Genomic DNA, 17,801 nt, shown 5'->3' on the forward strand with positions numbered 1-17,801 from the left:
TCACCTACCTTGCAGCAGCTCGGTGATCTCGGGCCGGGGGTCGTGCCCGGCCATCGCCTCGGCGTACGCCTGCAGTGCCTCGCGCGCCTTATCGTCCAGTTTGGCGGGAATCGCCGCCTGGAGGGTGACGAGCAGGTCACCTTGCGAACCGTCGCGCTTGGCGATGCCCTTGCCGCGCACGCGCAGCACGCGTCCGCTCGCGGTGCCCGGCGGCACCTTGAGCGAGACCTTGGCCTCCAGCGTCGGCACCGTGATCGTGGTGCCGAGCGTCAGCTCCGTGAAGTCCACCGGCACGGTGATCGTCAGGTCGAGCCCCTTGCGCCCGAACAGCGCGTGCGGAGCCACGTGCACCCGGACGTACAGGTCGCCCGCCTGCGCCCCGCCCCGGCCCGGCTCGCCCTGGCCGGCCAGCCGGATGCGCTGGTCGTCGTCGACGCCCGGCGGGATCCGCACGGTCAGCGTCCGCGTCCGCGTGCTGATGCCCTCGCCGCCGCACTCGGGGCACGGGTCGTCGATGATCGTCCCGCGGCCGCGGCAGTCGCGGCACGGCTCCGAGAACGCGAAGGCGCCCTGGCTGCGGCTGACCAGCCCCGACCCCGAACAGGTCGGACAGGTCCGCGGCGACGTCCCCGGCCGGGCGCCGTTGCCGCTGCACGTCGCGCAGGTCGCCGGGCTCGACAGCCGCAGCGGCAGGGTCGCGCCCTTGACCGCCTCGGTGAAGTCGATCCGGACGTCCGTCTCGACGTCGGCGCCGCGCTGCGGCCGGTTCGCCGTCGCGCCCGCCGAGGCCCGGCCGCGGCCGAAGATCCCGCCGAGGATGTCGCCAAGCCCGCCGAAGCCGCCCTGCTGACCCGCGCCGGCACCGGCCTGGCCGAAGATGTCGCCCACGTCGAAGCTGCCGCCACCGCCACCACCGCCGGGGAAGTTGAAGCCACCCCCGCCGCCGAACAGGCGCCGTGCCTCGTCGTACTCCTTGCGCTTACTCGCGTCGGAGAGCACGCCGTAGGCCTCGGAGACCGCCTTGAACTTCTGCTCCGCCTGCGCGTTGCCGGCGTTCGCGTCCGGGTGGTTCTCCTTGGCCAGCTTCCGGTAGGCCTTCTTGATTTCGTCCGCGGTGGCGTCGGAGGAGACGCCCAGTTCACGGTAGAAATCCTTACCGATCCATTCCCGTGCACTCATCGGGCGCCTCCTCCCACTTGAACCGGATAGTTCTTACTGCTGCTGCTCATCGACTCCGCCGCCGAGTGGCAGCTCGCCACCGACGGACGGGTCCCCCGGGGCCGCACCGGGCTCGTGGTCGGTCACGCCGACCAGCGCCGCCCGCAGTACGCGGTCCCCGAAGCGGTACCCGCGGCGCATGACCACGGTGACCGTCGGACCCGCCACGTCCGGCGAGGTGCTGTGCTGCACGGCCTCGTGCACGCTCGGGTCGAAGGGCTCGCCCTCGGCACCGAACGACTCGAGGCCCGCGCGCTGCAGGCCGCTGATCAGCTTGTCGCCGACGGCCTTGAACGCGCCGGTGAGGTCACCGTGCTGCTCGGCCCGCTCGAGGTCGTCGAGCAGCGGCAGCAGGTCGTTCACCACGGTCGCCTTCGCGCCGATCACGACCGCCTCGCGGTCACGCTCGACCCGCTTGCGGTAGTTGGCGTACTCGGCCTGCAGGCGCTGGAGGTCGGCGGTGCGCTCGGCCAGCTCCTTCTCCACGTCGGAGACGACCGACACCGAGTCGTCCACGATGGTCTCGCCCAGCGAGGGGCCCGCGTGCTCCACGGGCGCTTCCTCCGGCTCCGGGGCGGCGTGGGCCGGACCGGGCGGGCGGACCTGCCCGGTCTGGGGGTCCACCCGCCGCCGATCCCGCACGACCACCGGCTCCTCGGGGCCTCGGCCCTGGTTCTCGGATTCGTCGTAGCTGTGGGTCACTTCTTCTCGTCCTCTTCGACGATCTCGGCGTCCACCACGTCATCGGCCTTGGCCTGGCCGCCGGCCGCACCGGCGTCCCCGGTCGCCCCCGCACCCGCGCCACCGGCCGCACCGGCCGCCGCGTCGGCGTTCGCGTTGGCGTAGAGGGCGGTGCCCAGCTCCTGCGAAGCGGCGTTCAGCTTCTCGATCGACTCGCGGATCTTGGTCGAGTCGGTGCCCTTGAGCGCCTCGTTCGACTCGTCGATCGCGGACTTGACCTTGCCCTTGAGGTCCTCGGGCAGCTTGTCGTCGTTGTCCTTGAGGAACTTCTCGGTCTGGTAGACCAGCGTCTCCGCCTGGTTGCGGGTCTCGGCCTCTTCGCGCCGGGTCTTGTCTTCCTCGGCGTGCGCCTCGGCGTCCTTGACCATGCGCTCGATGTCGTCCTTCGGCAGCGCGGAGCCACCGGTGATCGTCATCGACTGCTCCTTGTTCGTGCCGAGGTCCTTGGCCAGGACGTGCACGATGCCGTTCGCGTCGATGTCGAAGGTGACCTCGATCTGCGGCACGCCACGCGGGGCGGGCGGGAGACCGGTCAGCTCGAACATGCCGAGCTTCTTGTTGTGCGCGGCGATCTCGCGCTCACCCTGGAACACCTGGATCTGCACCGACGGCTGGTTGTCGTCCGCGGTGGAGAAGATCTCCGAGCGCTTGGTCGGGATCGTGGTGTTGCGCTCGATGAGCTTGGTGAACACGCCACCCTTGGTCTCGATGCCCAGCGACAGCGGGGTCACGTCCAGCAGCAGGACGTCCTTGACCTCGCCCTTCAGCACGCCGGCCTGCAGCGCCGCGCCGACCGCGACGACCTCGTCCGGGTTCACGCCCTTGTTCGGCTCGCGGCCGCCGGTCAGCTCCTTGACCAGCTCGGACACGGCCGGCATGCGGGTGGAACCACCGACGAGCACGACGTGGTCGATGTCGCCGACGGCGATGCCCGCGTCCCGGATGACGTTGTTGAACGGGTTGCGGGTGCGCTCGAGCAGGTCCGAGGTGATCTTCTGGAACTCGGCACGCGACAGCTGCTCGTCGAGGAACAGCGGGTTCTTGTCCGCGTCCACGGTGATGTACGGCAGGTTGATGCTGGCCGAGTTCGAGCTGGACAGCTCGATCTTGGCCTTCTCCGACGCCTCGCGGATGCGCTGCAGCGCCATCTTGTCCTTGGTCAGGTCGATGCCGTTCGTGGCCTTGAACTTGTCGACCAGCCACTTGACGATGCGCTCGTCCCAGTCGTCACCACCGAGGTGGTTGTCACCGGAGGTGGCGCGGACCTCGACGACGCCCTCGCCGATCTCCAGCAGCGACACGTCGAAGGTGCCACCACCGAGGTCGAAGACCAGGATGGTCTGTTCCTTCTCGCCCTTGTCCAGGCCGTACGCCAGCGCGGCGGCGGTCGGCTCGTTGACGATGCGGAGCACGTTCAGGCCGGCGATCTGCCCGGCCTCCTTGGTGGCCTGCCGCTGGGCGTCCTCGAAGTACGCCGGGACGGTGATGACCGCGTCGGTGATCGTCTCGCCCAGGTACGCCTCGGCGTCGCGCTTGAGCTTCATCAGCACGCGCGCGCTGATTTCCTGGGAGGTGTAGTTCTTCCCGTCGATCTCGGTCTTCCAGTCGGTGCCGATGTGCCGCTTCACGGACCGGATCGTCCGGTCGACGTTCGTGACGGCCTGGTTCTTCGCCGGCTGGCCGGTCAGCACTTCACCGTTCTTGGCGAAGGCGACGATCGAAGGGGTGGTCCGGGAGCCTTCCGAGTTGGCGATGACCGTCGGCTCGCCGCCCTCAAGGACGGCGACGACCGAGTTGGTCGTGCCGAGGTCGATGCCGACCGCTCGCGCCATGGTGCTTCCTCCTGTTTACGGCTGCTATGTTCGTGACCTGCACGTTCGTCCTCACCTTGAGCGAGGCTCTGGCAAGTTTTATCGGGCCTTCGCGCACTCCGTCAAGCTGGACTTGAGTCGACTGCGCTCAACCTCTGTACCCAGCCTAACGAGGCGATCCGGGTTCTTGTTCCCGGGTCCGGCGAGTGAGTACCCGCGGATCGGCTGTGACGCCGCTCACCGGACGGCCGGCTCACCGGCAGACCGCGCCGCGACCAGGCACGACTCGGTTCACCAGGTACGCCACCTCGGCCGCCCGGGTGCAGGCCGAGTTGAACAGCCCCGTGTGGCCGTCGTCGGTGCGGGTCAGCAGCGCCGCGCCGTCGATGCTCGCCGTCAGGCCGCGCGCCCAGGCCAGCGGAGTGGCCGGGTCGTGGGCGCCCCCTACGACCAGGATCGGCGGGGCACCGTGGACCGGATGCGGCTGGGGTGGGTTCTTCGCCGGGACCGGCCAGCCCGTGCACCCGCTGGCGAAGTCCCAGTACTCCGAGTACCGCCAGCTGTGCGGGGCCGCCGCACGCACCAGACGGGCCGTCCGGGCCAGCTCCGCCGGCCCGGTGAACGGCGACGGGAAGTCGTGGCAGCCGATCGCCCGGTAGGCCCCGTAGATCGGGGACAGGAACTGGTCCCGCTCGGTCAGCCCGCGCGCGTCCGGGAACTCCCCACCGGCCGCGGCCAGGTCCTTGCCCAGCGCCGGCCAGTCGCCCCGGAGGTAGAGGTGGCCGTACACACCCGCCGAGACCTCGTCGGCCGTCGCGGGCCGCTTGAGGTCGCTCGCCCAGATCCCGCCGCGGGCTGCCCTGGCGACGACGTCGTCGTAGAAGCGGAGGACGTCCTGGCCGTGCAGGGCGCAGCCGGCCGAGGCGCGGCACCAGTCCGCGAACCGGACCAGCGCGTCCTCGGTGGCCGCGGCCTCCTCGAGGATCGCCTGGTTCATCGGCCGCGCGTGGTCGATCGCGCCGTCGAGCACCATCGCCCGCACCCGGCCAGGGTGCTTCGACGCGTAGACCGCGCCCAGCTCGGTGCCGTAGGAGAGGCCCAGCCACGAGATCTTCGGCTCGCCGAGCGCCACCCGGATCGTCTCGATGTCCTCGGCCGCGCTCTGCGTGTCCGAGTTCGCCAGCAGGGGCCCGGTCCGGGCCACGCAGTCCGCGCCCGCCTTCCGGTTGTGCGCGACCAGCGCGTCGAACCCCGCCCTCGTCGCCGGGAACCGGTCCAGCACCGGGTCGAACAGCGTCGCCGCGTCACACGTGATGCGTGGCGTGCTGTACCAGTCGCCGCGTGGGTCGAACCCCACGACGTCGAACCGCTGCCGCAGCTGCGCGAGATCCGGCGAGGCCAGCCCGCCGAACTGCGTGAACCCGACGCCGGAGCCGCCCGGCCCGCCCGGATTCACCAGCAGCGAGCCGATCCGCCTGCCCGGATCGAGTGCAGGCAGCCGGGCCAGCGCCAGCTGCGCCGACCCGAGCTCGGGTCGCGCGCGGTCGATCGGCACGTCGACCGTTGCACACTCCGCCGACGGCTCCTGCTGCGTGGCGCACGGGCGCCACGCCAGAGCCGACGCTTCGGCGACGGCCGGTACCGCCCCCATGACCACGACCGCCACGATGACCGCGACGACCCGGCGCACGTCCATGATGTGTTTCCTCCCCCTGCACGCCGGCCTTCGGCGTGCTTCCTTCTTAACAGCGGCCACCGACAGTTCAGGAGTGGCGAGCGGTCCAGGAGGAGAAGAAGAAATCCGAGTTTCCTTGCTGCACAACGACTTCAGCCGGAGTCCCGACCCAGGAAGTCACTCGATAGTGGGAATCCACGACAACCGGCACCCCCTGCGCCGGCGTTTCCGCCGGCGCATCCCGCGTGAAGCCCACGGCCCCGAGCATCGCGACCGCCCCCAGCAGCGCGGCCACCAGCACGCGCCGTTCGATCCTGCCCATCGGAAATGCCCCCGTAGTATCAATCCGACCAAAGTAGGCCGGCCCCTTGAGCGGTACGTGCCGTTGCCACGAAAGCCATCCGGCCGTGACTGTGGTCGGATTGGTACTGAACGGCACAGTAAGAGAAAAGTCAGGCCGCGCGGACTGTGACGCTGCCGCTTTCGGTCGTCAGGTCCAGCACGTGCTGGGCCGAACTGTCGGTCGGGACGCCGAAGTCGCGGTGACCGCTGTCGCTGTTGCCCTCGACGCGGTACGGCCCACCCGGTACGGCCAGTTCGATGCTGCCGCTGTCGGCGTGCACCGTCACGTTGTTCGCTTGGGCCAGCGTGAAGTCGACGCTGCCACTGGAGGACGTCACGTCGACCGGCCCGCGCACGTCGCGCCCGGTGATGCTGCCGGAGTCGCTCCGCAGCTGGACCTCGCCGACGTCCCGCAGGTCGATCGAGCCGCTGTCCAGGGTCAGCTTCACCGCGCCCGGGACGTCCTCGACGCTGGCATGCCCGGAATCGGCGTGAACGTCCACACTCGACACCCCGGCGATGTCCAGCCCACCGGAGTCGACGCTCCCCGTGACGGGTACCCCCGCGGGCACGACGACCTCGAAGTCGACCGTGCAGTTCGTCTCGCACGAGCCGAGCACCAGCTGGTCGCCGTCGACGCGGTAGAAGGGCCCCTCCGGCTTGTTCCGCCAGTGGTAGCTGACTTCCTGGTGCACGGTCGACGGCCCGGAGCCGGTGCGGATCTTCACCGACCCCGAGTCGCCCTCCAGCTTCACGCTGCGAATGGTCTGCGAAAGGGTGTCGGTGTTCCCGAAGTCCGAACCCCAGCCCCACCCGAGCGCGGTCGCCAGGCCGACGCCGATCAGGACGATGCCACCCAGTGCGAGAAGCGGGCGCGCCATGGTCGTTGGTCCCCTCAGTGTTGTTTCCTCTGCGTGAGAAACGTTATGACGACGTGAACGGGCAGTACATGGGGGTAACCCCCCGAAAGACCCTGAGATCCCTCCCTGAGGCGCGGGGGCGCTGCCCGGGGCCTAACCTGGCGCAGTCTCCAGTTCCGTGATCAGGAGGATCCATGCCGCAAGCACCCGGCCCGTACGAATCCCTGTCCGACGTGCCGTCCTTCACCCTCCGCAGCAACGACGTCGCCGACGGCGAAACCCTGGCCACGCCCCACTTGTCCGGCATCTTCGGCGCCAGCGGCGAGGACCGTTCGCCGCACCTGGCGTGGGAGGGCTTCCCGGCGGAGACGAAGAGCTTCGCGATCACCTGCTACGACCCGGACGCCCCGACCGGCAGCGGATTCTGGCACTGGGCGGTGTTCAACATCCCGGTTTCGGTGACGGAGCTGGCGTCCGGCGCGGGAGACGGCTCCGGCCTCCCCGAAGGCGCGGTGACGCTGAAGGGCGACGGCGGCGTCAAGCAGTTCCTCGGCGCGGCGCCCCCGCCCGGGCACGGCCCGCACCGCTACTACTTCGCGGTGCACGCGCTCGACCTGGACAAGCTGGAGGTGCCGGCGGACGCGACGCCGGCGTTCCTCGGCTTCAACATGTTCGGCCACACACTGGCCCGCGCGGTGATCACGCCGGTGTACGAGAACAAGGGCTGAGTTCCCCATGACGGGCCCGGCGCGGCGTCACTTCACGAAGTTCGCCGCGTTGGGCCCCTCGCGCTCCAGGTAGTGCCCCTTGGTGTGCTCGGCGAAGCCGAACTGCCGGTACAGCCCGTGCGCGTCGGCGGTGTGGAGCATCCACCGGAACCGGGCGCCGGGACCGTTGTCGATCATTTCGCGCACGATCTCCTTGCCGAGGCCGCTGCCGCGGGCCGAGTCGACGACGAAGACGTCGGCGAGGTAGGCGGACGAGACGCCGTCGGAGAACGCCCGGGCGAACCCGGCCATCGAGCCGCCGCGGTAGGCGCCGACGACCCGCCACGAGCCGTCGATGGCGGCTTCGACCTGCTCACGCGTGCGCCAGCGGCCCCAGTAGGCCTCGGTGGACAGGAACTTCCACACCACGTCGAGGTCCAGCCGCGCCCGGTCGTCGTCGAGCTCGAAGTCACCGAAGATCCGCATGTCTCGACGCTAACCGGCCGGTCAACGCGGTTTCAGCAGGTAGTCCACCACCGGCCGCAGCTCGTCGGCCGACGGCGGCCCGTCGTCGATCAGGCCCTGGATGAGCAGGCCGTCGATGCCCGCGAGGAAGACCCGGAACGCCACTTCGTCGTCGTGACGGACCATCGACGTCAGGACGTCCAGCCAGCGCCGCGCGGCCGGGCGCAGCTCGGGTTTCCGCGCGGCCAGCAGGTACAGCTCGTACTCCGCCATCGTGCGCCCGCGCCGCGGACCGAGTGCCTCGGCGAGCAGGGCCGCGACCTCCTCGGCGCCGCGGGACCCGCGGGAGCGCGCCCGGTCGATCATCCAGTAGACCTCGGTCGCCATGTCGCGGGCGCACGAGATGAGCGTCGCGACCAGCAGGTCGTCCAGTGACGAGAAGTGGTAGGTGGTGGACGTCGTCGGCACGCCGGCCTCGGCCGCGACGGTCCGGTGGGTGACGCCCGCGACGCCGTCCCGCTCGATGATCCGCAGGGTGGCCTCGATGAGCTCGGTGCGCCGCTTCTCGCCGCGCGCCTTCCGGCCGTCCACTTGCAGCTTCACCATAGGGTGAAAACTACCTGAACGATCGTCCCGAAACAAAGAGCGACGTACACCACATCGGTGGGACTTAGGGCGCCTCAACGGGTTACTCATCAGTAAGGACGGTTAGTCTCCCGGCACCACCACAGTTTTGAACCGGACGAAAGGCACCCGAACGATGGGCGCTCTGCAACTGACGCTCGGCGGGCTCTCCGTCGTGCTCGGCCTCGTCGCCTGGGGCATGTTCGCCGCGACGATCGCCCGTTTCGTGCGGGTGATCCGCCTCGGGCAGCCCGACTCGACGCGCAACGGGCCGTTCATGCCCCGAATGAAGACGCTGATCAAGGAGTTCGCCGCGCACACGCGGATGAACCGCAAGCGCAGCGTCGGCCCGGCCCACTGGCTGGTGATGTGGGGCTTCCTGCTCGGCTCGCTCGCCCTGTTCGAGGCTTACGGCGAGGTCTTCGTCCCGACCTGGGGCTGGCCGATCCTCGACGACTTCCCGCCGTTCCAGCTGCTCATGGAGCTGCTCGGGGTCGGCACGATCGTCGGCATCCTGGTCCTGATGGCGATCCGGCAGCGCAACCACCCGCGCCGCGCCGACCGCCAGAGCCGCTTCCAGGGCTCCAACTTCAAGTGGGCGTACTTCATCGAGGCCGTCGTCCTGATCGAGGGCATCGGCATCATCGGAGTGCGGGCCGCGAAGGCCGCCCTGGGCGCGCACGAGACGCCGACCTGGGCCGCCTTCGTCTCGAACCCGATCGGCGAGCTGCTGCCGGCCAGCCCGAACCTGGTCACGGTCCTCGCGTTCGTCAAGCTGATGAGCGCCACCGTCTGGCTGATCGTCGTCGCGCGCACCATGACCATGGGCATCGCGTGGCACCGCTTCAGCGCCTTCTTCAACATCTACTTCAAGCGCGAGGCCGACGGCGGCGTCGCGCTGGGCGCGCTCAAGCCGATGATGAGCGGCGGCAAGGTCCTCGACCTCGAGGAAGCCGACCCCGACGAGGACACCTTCGGCGTCGGCAAGATCGAGGACTTCAGCTGGAAGGGCTGGCTGGACTTCTCGACGTGCACCGAGTGCGGCCGCTGCCAGGAGCAGTGCCCCGCGTGGAACACCGGCAAGCCGCTGTCGCCGAAGCTGGTCATCACGCAGCTGCGTGACCACGCCTACGCGAAGGCGCCGTACCTGCTGGCCGGCGGCAAGCGGGACATGGCGGGCGACGAGGTCGGTTTGTCCGGCGAGAACATGTATGCCGGGATCGACGTCCTGGCCATCGCCGAGTCGCAAAAAGCCTTGATCGGCGATGACGGCGGCGTCATCGACCCCGACGTCCTGTGGTCCTGCACCAGCTGCGGTGCCTGCGTCGAGCAGTGCCCGGTCGACATCGAGCACGTCGACCACATCGTCGACATGCGCCGCTACCAGGTGATGATCGAGTCGTCGTTCCCCAGCGAGCTGAACGGCATGTTCAAGAACCTGGAGAACAAGGGCAACCCGTGGGGCCAGAACGCCAAGGACCGGCTGGCCTGGACCGAGGACCTGGACTTCGAGGTGCCAGTGTTCGACGGCGACATGGGCGACGCCGAATACCTGTTCTGGGTCGGCTGCGCCGGGGCGTTCGAGGACCGCGCGAAGAAGACGACGCGTGCGGTCGCCGAACTGCTGCACATGGCCGACGTGAAGTACAAGGTGCTCGGCTCGGAAGAGTCCTGCACCGGCGACCCGGCCCGCCGGGCCGGCAACGAGTTCCTGTTCCAGATGCTGGCGCAGCAGAACGTCGAGATCCTGAACTCGGTGTTCGAGGGCCGTGAACGCAAGACCCGCAAGGTCGTCGTGACCTGCGCGCACTGCTTCAACACCCTCGCCAACGAGTACCCGGAGCTGGGCGGCCAGTTCGACGTCGTGCACCACACGCAGCTGCTGAACCGCCTGGTGCGGGAGAAGCAGCTGGTGCCGGTGGCACCGGTCGCCGAGGACGTCACCTACCACGACCCGTGCTACCTCGGCCGCCACAACAAGGTGTACGAGGCGCCGCGCGAGCTGGTCGGCGCGACCGGCGCACGGCTGCGCGAGATGCCGCGGCACGGCGACAAGTCGATGTGCTGCGGCGCGGGCGGCGCGCGGATGTGGATGGAAGAGAAGATCGGCAAGCGGATCAACGTCGAGCGCGTCGACGAGGCACTCGGCACCGCGCCGTCGAAGATCGCCACCGGCTGCCCGTTCTGCAAGGTGATGCTGAACGACGGCCTGACCGCGCGCCAGAGCGACGGCACCGCGAGTGAGAAGGTCGAGATCGTCGACGTCGCGCAGATGCTGCTGGAGTCGGTCAAGCGCAAGCCGGAACCGAAGCCGATCGCACTCGGAGCGCCGTCACTCGCCGAAGAGTGACACATTTCCCGAGAACGCACGGCCCCGGTCAGAACGCCTGACCGGGGCCGTTTTTCGTGATCGGAAGATCGGTGAAATCGTAGCCATTCCACTACCCGTTGTCACAACTTTGTCCTGTCCCGCAGGCCCGCTAGCTGGGACTTCGTGACGGTAATCGTTTTCTTGAAAAATGTTCATGATAATCACCGAAATGGCCCATCAGGTTAACGAGAAACGATCTCCTGAACCCTGGACAAGCGGCGTATCCTGGCCTTTCCTCGCCGCCGCCGTTGCCAGCGAGGCACCTTCGACGATCACGGAAACAGGGGGCGGCACGGATGGCCGACGACCGGCGGACCACCACGACCGGGCGACACGCTCTCCAATCCCGACCGGAAGACCGCCGGCCCACCTCGGACTACGTGCCCGTCCAGCGCACCCTCGTGCGTCCGTACGTCCTCACGCGCGGCCGGACGCAGTCGCGGCGGCACCTCGCGATCGAAGCGATGGTCTCGACGCGCGCCGGGGCGCAGTGGGACGGCGCCCGGCTGACCGGTGAGTTCCGCTCGGTGCATTCGCTGTGCCTGCACCCGCGTTCGGTCGCCGAGGTCGCGGCCACCCTGAGTGTGCCGCTCGGCGTCGTGCGCGTCCTGCTGGACGACATGGCCGAGCAGGGCCTGGTCACCATCCACGACAGCCGGACCGGCACCGACGGCCGTCCCGCGATGGCGCTCATGGAACGCGTTCTGCACGGCCTGCGCCGCCTCTGAGCATTACGCTCACCAGGTGAGCAAGGAATCGGAGAACTCCGGCGGCGAAAGCACCCTGACCGTCCTGCTCGCCGGCGGGGTGAACCTGGCGATCGCCATCATGAAACTGGTCGCGGGCATCATCACCGGCTCGGGCGCGATGCTGTCCGAAGCCGCGCACTCGGTGGCCGACACGATCACCGAGGTCCTGCTGCTGACAGCGTTGAAGCGCTCGGAGCGCCCAGCTGACCGCGTGCACCCCTTCGGCTACGGCAAGGAGCGGTACTTCTGGTCGCTGCTCGCGGCCGTCTCGATCTTCGCTTCGGGCGCGATGTTCGCGCTCTACGAGGGCGTCTCGACGCTGCTCGGACACGGTGAGGCGCAGAGCACGTCGTTGCTCAACTACATCGTCCTCGCCGTGGCTTTCCTGCTCGAAGGCACGTCGTGGCTGCAGGCGGTGCGCCAGGTCGTCCGGGAGTCGAAGGCCGAGAACCGCTCGCTGTGGACGTACCTCCGGCTCATCGACGACCCGACGCCGAAGACCGTGCTGTTCGAGGACTCGGCCGCCCTGATCGGCCTGCTGCTCGCGTTCGGCGGCATCGGCCTGCACCAGCTCACCGGCTCCGAGGTCTGGGACGGCATCGCGTCGATCGCCATCGGCCTGCTGCTCGCCTGCGTCGCCTACCTGCTCGGCCGCACCAACCGCGGCCTGCTCGTCGGGCGCCAGGCCGACCCGACGCTGGTCCGCGGCATCCGCGACCACCTGAACAACGCGCCGGAGATCGAAGCCGTCGTCGACCTCCAGACCATGCTGATGGGCACCGACCAGGTGCTGGTCTGCACGCGCGTGGACTTCGACGACTCGCTCGGCGCCGCGGACCTCGAACGCGCCTGCGTCCGGCTCGCGTCGGAGCTGACGGAGGGGTTCCACGACGTCACCGAGGTGTTCATCGAGCCGGTGCCGCGGTCGGATCCGGAGCTGCGGGCGAACGTGCTGGCGCGCTACGGCGACATCGCCGAGCGGTGGAGCAAGAGCCAGTAGTTTTCAGTACCCGAAGTCCTGGACCCAGTACCAGCCCGCGGTGGTGACACCGACGCCGATCTGCTTGAGCGTGCAGTTCAGGATGTTGGCGCGGTGGCCTTCGGAGTTCATCCAGGAGTCCATGACCTGCGCCGCGGAAGTCTGCCCGCGCGCGATGTTCTCCGCACCCGGCTTCGAGTAGCCGGCCTGCTTGATGCGCTGGTCGAACGTCGTGCCGTCCGGGCTGGTGTGGGAGAAGAAGTTCTCGGCCGACATCTGGTCGCTGAAGTCCTGCGCGGCCTTCGTGACGTGCGATTCTTCGGTCAGCGGGGCGCAGCCTGCCTTGGCGCGCTCGTCGTTGACCAGCGTGATGACCTGGGCGGCGACCGAAGGCGCGACCCGGGCGGCGGCCTTGGTGCTCGGCGGCGGGGCGTCGGACGTCGACGGCTGCGGGGTCGCGGACGTCTCGGTCGGTGCGGGTGCCGCACTGGACGCCGTCGGGGCGGGGGCCGAGGTCTTGGGTGCGGCGGGCTGACCGGGGGTGGTGGTCTGGACCTGACCGCCGGAGAGGTCGGTTCCACTGCCGCTGCCGGCGCCGGCGGGCGCGTTCGGCAGGACCAGCGCCGCGGCGCCGAGCTCGGACGTGTTTCCTTCGGCGGTGGCCATCCAGGTGCCTGCGGCGGCAGAAAAAACGCCGAGCAGCACACTGAGTGACACCATCACCACGTGAGCACGTTCACCAATGGGGGACACGGCGCAGGAACGTATCACGGAACAATTACAGCGAGAACCCTACGAACGCACTGGTCACATTTCCCGTCGGCGACAGGCACGGATTTCGAGGCAATCGGACGCTTCCGCGTTACTCCGTTCAGCTCACTCGGACGACGAACGCCGCTTCGCCGGTTGCTGTCACCGAACGCCGGGTCGGGTCTTGACCGGTGGCGGTTGCTTTGCCTGTGAAGCCAACTTTCCCCGCCGTCGTTGTGCAGGTGTACGAAATTTCGGCGTCCGCGGCCAGTTCGCTCGCGGTGCGCGCGCACGACGACGTGTGGTCGTCGACGACGCTCACGTCGGCGAGCGGGACGTCACCGGTGTTCTTGACCAGGATCGAAAACGTGACGGTGTCGCCGGCGTGGACTTCGTAGGGTGCCGCGTCATTCATGACCGCGATCGCGGGGTGGACGACGTCGACTTTTGCGTCACCGGCTGATTGCACCGTGCGACCACTCGGGTCAATTCCGGTGATCTCGACGGCTTGCTCGAAGTCGTCACCGAGCGCTTTGCGGGTGCAGGTGTAGGTCTTCGCCGCTCCGGCGGCCAGGGTGTCGAACTTGGTCGCACAGGTCGTTTGTTTATCCACAATGGACACTGAGGTCAACGGGACGTCCCCGGTGTTGCGCGCGGTGACGGTGAAGGTGACTTCGTCGCCTGCGCGGACCATCTTGGGCGTCGCGTCGATCGTGAGCTGCACGGCCGGGTGGATGACGTCGATCTTGTCGGTTTCCGTTGCCGTGAGCGGTGGGCCGACCGGGGCGTCCGCCGTCGCCTTCGCGGTGCTGATGACGTCGTCAGCCGGAGCGGTCATGGCGCAGTCGAACTTCTGCACGGCACCGGCTTCAAGCTGGTCGAAGGTCTTGGCGCAGGACTCGCGTCGAACGGCGACGGCGGTCAGCGGGACGTCGCCGGTGTTGGCGACGGTGAGGGTGGAGGTGACGGTGTCGCCGGAGCGGAACGGGCCGCCGTGGACGTCCTGGGTGAGCTCGAGGGCGGGATGCAGGACGGTGTAGGCCGCATCGTCGGTGGCACTGACCTGGCGTTTCACCGGATCGGTGCCAGTTGCGGTGGCGGAGCTCACGAAATTGTCGGTGCCGGCGTCTACCTTGCAGGAGTGGCGCTGACGGGCGCCGGGAAGGAGGGTGCCGATGGACTGAGCGCACGCCGGAGTCCGGTTGTCCACAAGGGACACATCGGTCAGCGGGACATCACCGGTGTTCGCGACGACGAGGGTGAACGTGACGGTGTCGCCTTGGCGGACGCGCGCGGGTGTGGCGTCGTTGGTGACGGTGATCGCGGGGTGGATGACGTCGACACCGGCGGAGGCGGAGGCGGTCACCGGCCGATTCGTGGCATCGGTGCCGGAGGCTTTCGCGACGGCGTCGAAGTCGGTTTCACCGGCGGCTTGGGTGCAGCTGTAGGTGTGCTTCGCCTGCGGTTCGAGCCGGCCCAGGGACTTGGTGCAGTCCGGGGCTCGCTCGTCGACGACCGCGACGTCTCGAAGCGCGCTGTCACCGGCGTTGGTGACGGTGATGGTCGAGGTCACGGTGTCGTGGGCGCGCACGACGGCGGGATCGACGGTCCGGGCGATCGCGACGGCCGGGTGGATGACATCGACGGCGGCGCTGGTGCCGGCGGTGACGGCCGGACCGACGGGCGGAGTGGCGACGATCCGGAGGCTGCGGGTGACGTCGTCGGCCGGGGCCGTGGTGGTGCAGGCGAAGTCGCGGGTGGTGCCGGGGGCGAGGGTGCCGTCGAGGGTTTGGGTGCAGCCGGTGGCTTTTTCGTTCCTCACCTGCGCGTCCGTGACCCGGAGGTCGGTCAGCGGCACGTCGCCGGCGTTGCGGACCGTGATCCGGAACGGGACCTTGTCGCCCTCGCGGAACGGGCCGCCCGTCACCCCGGCCGTGATCGCCACCGCCGGGTGCTGCACCACGAACGCTCCCTCGGCGGCCGTCGTCACCGGGCGGGCGGTCGGGTCGGTGCCCGTCAGCGTCGGCTTGTTCGCGAAGCCCGCCGGGCCCGCGACCGTCGTGCACGTGTACACCTGCTGCCCCTGCGGCTGGAGCGCGCCGAACCGCTTCGCGCATGCAGGGACCTGGTCGTCCGCGATGATGACGTCGGTGAGCGGCACGTCGCCCGTGTTGGCCGCGGCGATCGTCCACGTCACCGTGTCGCCCTCGCGGACCTGGGCCGGCGTCGCGCGCACGGCCAGCCTGACCGCCGGGTGGATCACGTCCACCGCCGCGTCGTCGGTGACCTTCACCGCGCGGCCGAGCTGGTCCTTGCCGGTGGCCGTGGCCGTCGTGGCGAGGTCGTCCGGCGGGGCCGGTGCGGTGCACGTGTAGGTGGCCGTCCCACCCGGGGCCAGTGCGCCGATCGCCTTGGCGCACGCCGGGACGTCGTCGGTCACCGTCACCTCGGTCAGCGGTGCGTCGCCGGCGTTGGCGACCTTCATCGTGAACGTGATCGGGTCGCCGGCGCGCGCGATGGCCGGCGTGGCGTCCTTCGTGAGCGTCAGGGCCGGGGTGATCACCGTGACCGTTGCCGACGCGGTGGCCGTGACGGGCCGGCCGGAGAGGTCGGTTCCGGTCGCCGTCACCTGGGACGTCGTGGTGCGGGACGGGTTCGCCGTGCACGTATACGCCTGCGTGGCGCCCGCGGCCAGGCCGGCGAACGTGCGCGCGCACGCCGTCGTCGTGTCGTCGGTGAGCTTCACCGGGGCCAGCGGGCTGTCACCGGTGTTGCGCACGGCGACCGTCCAGGTGACGGCGTCGCCCGCGTGGATCACCGGCGGGTCCGCGGTCTTGGTGACCTCGACCGCGGGCGCGATCGTCGGCGCGGGCGCGTCGGCCGTCGCCGTGACCTGCTTGCCGAGCTCGTCGGTGGCCAGCGCGCTCGCCGTGTTGACGCCGTCGGCGATCGGCGCCTTCGCCGTGCACGTCGCCGTGCGGCTTTCGCCCGGCGCGAGCGCTCCGGTGAGCGCGCACGACGGCGTCTTCGGGTCGGTGACCTGGAGGCCGGACAGCCCGGTGTCGCCGGTGTTCGTGACCTTGATCGTAAAGGTCGCGACGTCGCCGGCGCGGTACGCGGGCCGGTCGGCTGTCTTCGTCATGCCCAGCGCCGGGTGCAGGACGTCGATGTGCGCGCTCGCGACGCCGTCGAGTGCGTCGCCGAGCGCGCTCGTGCCGGTCGCCTTCGCGGTGTTCGTGAAGTCGTCGGCCGGCGCGGTTCCGGTGCATGTGTAGCTGACCGTCTGACGTGGGGCGAGCGTGCCGAGCGGTTTGGCGCACTCCGGGACAGCCGAGTCGGCGACCTCGACTCCGGACGCCGGGACGGCACCCGGGTTGGTCACGGCGACGGCGAACGTCACCGGCTCGCCGGCGTGCACCTTCGGCTGGGTCGCGCGCACGGCGATCTGGAGCTCCGGCACCGGCACCGAAAACGCCAGGTTCTGCGCCAGGATATCGTCGCCGCTGGTGCCGATGCCGAGCTTGGCGCTCGTTGCGCCGGCGAGGATGCTGTCGACGTTGAACGCCTTTGCGTCGACGCTGAAGTTGTTCTTCGCGCCCGGCGCCGCGGCGTTGTCGGCGTTGGAGATGAAGAAGTTCGACGTGCCACCGGTTGCGGGCTCGGCGGCCGGGGTGCCGTCGACCAGGAACTGGTCGCCGGATGCGCCCCAGTCACCGTCGTAGGCCGTGACGCCGAGGTGCGCGTCGGCGGCCGCCGCTCGGAAGCCGGTGATCGTCGTTTCGGCGGGTGGGGCGCCGGCGGTCTGCCGGACGTGGCCGTCGTAGACGACCACCTTGCGTTTGTTCGGCGCGTAGTCCGCGTTGCGCTCCGGGTAGGCGTAGACGAGCGCGATCGACCAGCCGCCGACGCAGTCGAATCCCTTCAAAGCCCAGACATTGCCGACCGTCACGTCGAAACTCGCGGAAACACCGGCGAACCTGCTGGTCACGTCGGCGTGTGCCGAGTAGTACCCGCTCTCTTCGACGTATCCGGAAGGCGCGAGGTCCACTGAGTCCGCGCTGCCGACGGAAAGCCGGACGTTCTGCTTCGCGGGCGTCCCGGGCGGCGCGACAGCCGAGGGACCGCACGTGGTGCTGCCCGCCCAGTTCAGCCGGGCGAAGACGACGCGCGCCCCCGGCGGGACGCCGACCGACGCGCTCGCCGAGTCGAACGTGGCCGGGTCGGCGTCGACGTCGGCCCACTGCATGAAGAAGTCGTCGTTGGCCAGGGTGTCCTTGCGGTCGGCGGTGTTCGCGCACGCCGCCGGGGTCGCGACCGTCCCGCCGGCCGGCGCGCCGTCGGCGGCGATCGGGCAGCGCAGGACGCCGTTGCCCGCGTAGACGAAGTCGCCGTAGACGACGTCGTCGTAGCCGGCCGCGAACGGCGGCGCGGCGGCCGCTCCCGCCGCCGGCACGAATGCCGAGGCCAGGAAGACCAGTGCCAGCACGAAAATCGGGCGAAGCGGTCTTT

General features: G+C 69.6%; 14 protein-coding genes. 4 read left to right on the forward strand and 10 right to left on the reverse strand.

All coding sequences use genetic code 11. From position 1 onward, the window contains the following. The 6 genes from dnaJ to ACLJQF_RS13520 all read right to left on the reverse strand — a co-directional run bounded on the left by dnaJ (position 1) and on the right by ACLJQF_RS13520 (position 6,668). Positions 1-1,179 carry a molecular chaperone DnaJ gene (gene dnaJ, locus ACLJQF_RS13495; protein WP_410608685.1) on the reverse strand — a complete coding sequence of 393 codons (1,179 nt, stop codon included), beginning with the start codon at positions 1,177-1,179 and terminating at the stop codon, positions 1-3. Positions 1,180-1,212: 33 nt separating this feature from the next. Next, entirely contained in the window at positions 1,213-1,920 is a 708-nt protein-coding gene (gene grpE, locus ACLJQF_RS13500; RefSeq protein WP_410608686.1) for a nucleotide exchange factor GrpE, read from the reverse strand. Further along, positions 1,917-3,791: a molecular chaperone DnaK gene (gene dnaK, locus ACLJQF_RS13505; protein WP_410608687.1), complete on the reverse strand. Its 1,875-nt coding sequence runs from the start codon at positions 3,789-3,791 to the stop codon at positions 1,917-1,919. The genes grpE and dnaK overlap by 4 nt, the downstream gene beginning before the upstream one ends. 232 nt (positions 3,792-4,023) lie before the next feature. Further along, entirely contained in the window at positions 4,024-5,466 is a 1,443-nt protein-coding gene (locus ACLJQF_RS13510) for an alpha/beta hydrolase (protein WP_410608689.1), read from the reverse strand. Positions 5,467-5,533: 67 nt separating this feature from the next. Continuing rightward, the gene (locus ACLJQF_RS13515; protein ID WP_410608690.1) at positions 5,534-5,767 is read right to left on the reverse strand and encodes a hypothetical protein; all 234 of its coding nucleotides are present in this window, start codon (positions 5,765-5,767) and stop codon (positions 5,534-5,536) included. Positions 5,768-5,897: 130 nt separating this feature from the next. Continuing rightward, positions 5,898-6,668 (reverse strand): DUF4097 family beta strand repeat-containing protein, encoded by a 771-nt coding sequence (locus ACLJQF_RS13520; protein WP_410608691.1) that lies wholly within the window; start codon positions 6,666-6,668, stop codon positions 5,898-5,900. A gap of 173 nt (positions 6,669-6,841) precedes the next feature. Between ACLJQF_RS13520 and ACLJQF_RS13525 the strand changes: the two genes are divergently transcribed. Continuing rightward, positions 6,842-7,375, forward strand: coding sequence for a YbhB/YbcL family Raf kinase inhibitor-like protein (locus tag ACLJQF_RS13525; RefSeq protein ID WP_410608693.1), 534 nt, complete (start codon positions 6,842-6,844; stop codon positions 7,373-7,375). A 27-nt stretch (positions 7,376-7,402) separates the two neighbouring features. On the opposite strand, the gene ACLJQF_RS13530 is transcribed toward ACLJQF_RS13525, so the two are convergent. Then, positions 7,403-7,840 carry a GNAT family N-acetyltransferase gene (locus tag ACLJQF_RS13530; protein WP_410608694.1) on the reverse strand — a complete coding sequence of 146 codons (438 nt, stop codon included), beginning with the start codon at positions 7,838-7,840 and terminating at the stop codon, positions 7,403-7,405. Between the two features lie 21 nt (positions 7,841-7,861). Then, a complete protein-coding gene (locus ACLJQF_RS13535; protein ID WP_176178057.1) occupies positions 7,862-8,422 on the reverse strand; it encodes a TetR/AcrR family transcriptional regulator in 561 nt (186 codons plus the stop codon). A 157-nt stretch (positions 8,423-8,579) separates the two neighbouring features. Here ACLJQF_RS13535 and ACLJQF_RS13540 point away from each other — a divergent pair, with 157 nt between their 5' ends. The 3 genes from ACLJQF_RS13540 (at position 8,580) to ACLJQF_RS13550 (ending at position 12,563) form a co-directional block, all read left to right on the forward strand. Beyond that, positions 8,580-10,793, forward strand: coding sequence for a (Fe-S)-binding protein (locus tag ACLJQF_RS13540; protein WP_410608696.1), 2,214 nt, complete (start codon positions 8,580-8,582; stop codon positions 10,791-10,793). A gap of 401 nt (positions 10,794-11,194) precedes the next feature. Beyond that, entirely contained in the window at positions 11,195-11,542 is a 348-nt protein-coding gene (locus ACLJQF_RS13545; RefSeq protein ID WP_410608697.1) for a DUF742 domain-containing protein, read from the forward strand. Positions 11,543-11,558: 16 nt separating this feature from the next. Further along, positions 11,559-12,563 carry a cation diffusion facilitator family transporter gene (locus ACLJQF_RS13550; RefSeq protein WP_410608699.1) on the forward strand — a complete coding sequence of 335 codons (1,005 nt, stop codon included), beginning with the start codon at positions 11,559-11,561 and terminating at the stop codon, positions 12,561-12,563. 3 nt (positions 12,564-12,566) lie between these two features. Here the strand turns inward: ACLJQF_RS13550 and ACLJQF_RS13555 are convergent, their stop codons facing one another. Both ACLJQF_RS13555 and ACLJQF_RS13560 read right to left on the reverse strand, forming a co-directional pair. After that, positions 12,567-13,268 (reverse strand): CAP domain-containing protein, encoded by a 702-nt coding sequence (locus ACLJQF_RS13555; protein ID WP_410608701.1) that lies wholly within the window; start codon positions 13,266-13,268, stop codon positions 12,567-12,569. Positions 13,269-13,413: 145 nt separating this feature from the next. After that, positions 13,414-17,778, reverse strand: coding sequence for a hypothetical protein (locus ACLJQF_RS13560; protein WP_410609027.1), 4,365 nt, complete (start codon positions 17,776-17,778; stop codon positions 13,414-13,416). Positions 17,779-17,801 lie beyond the last annotated feature (23 nt).

This window comes from Amycolatopsis sp. lyj-109, assembly GCF_046548995.1.
In the GTDB taxonomy this organism is placed as follows: Bacteria; Actinomycetota; Actinomycetes; order Mycobacteriales; family Pseudonocardiaceae; genus Amycolatopsis.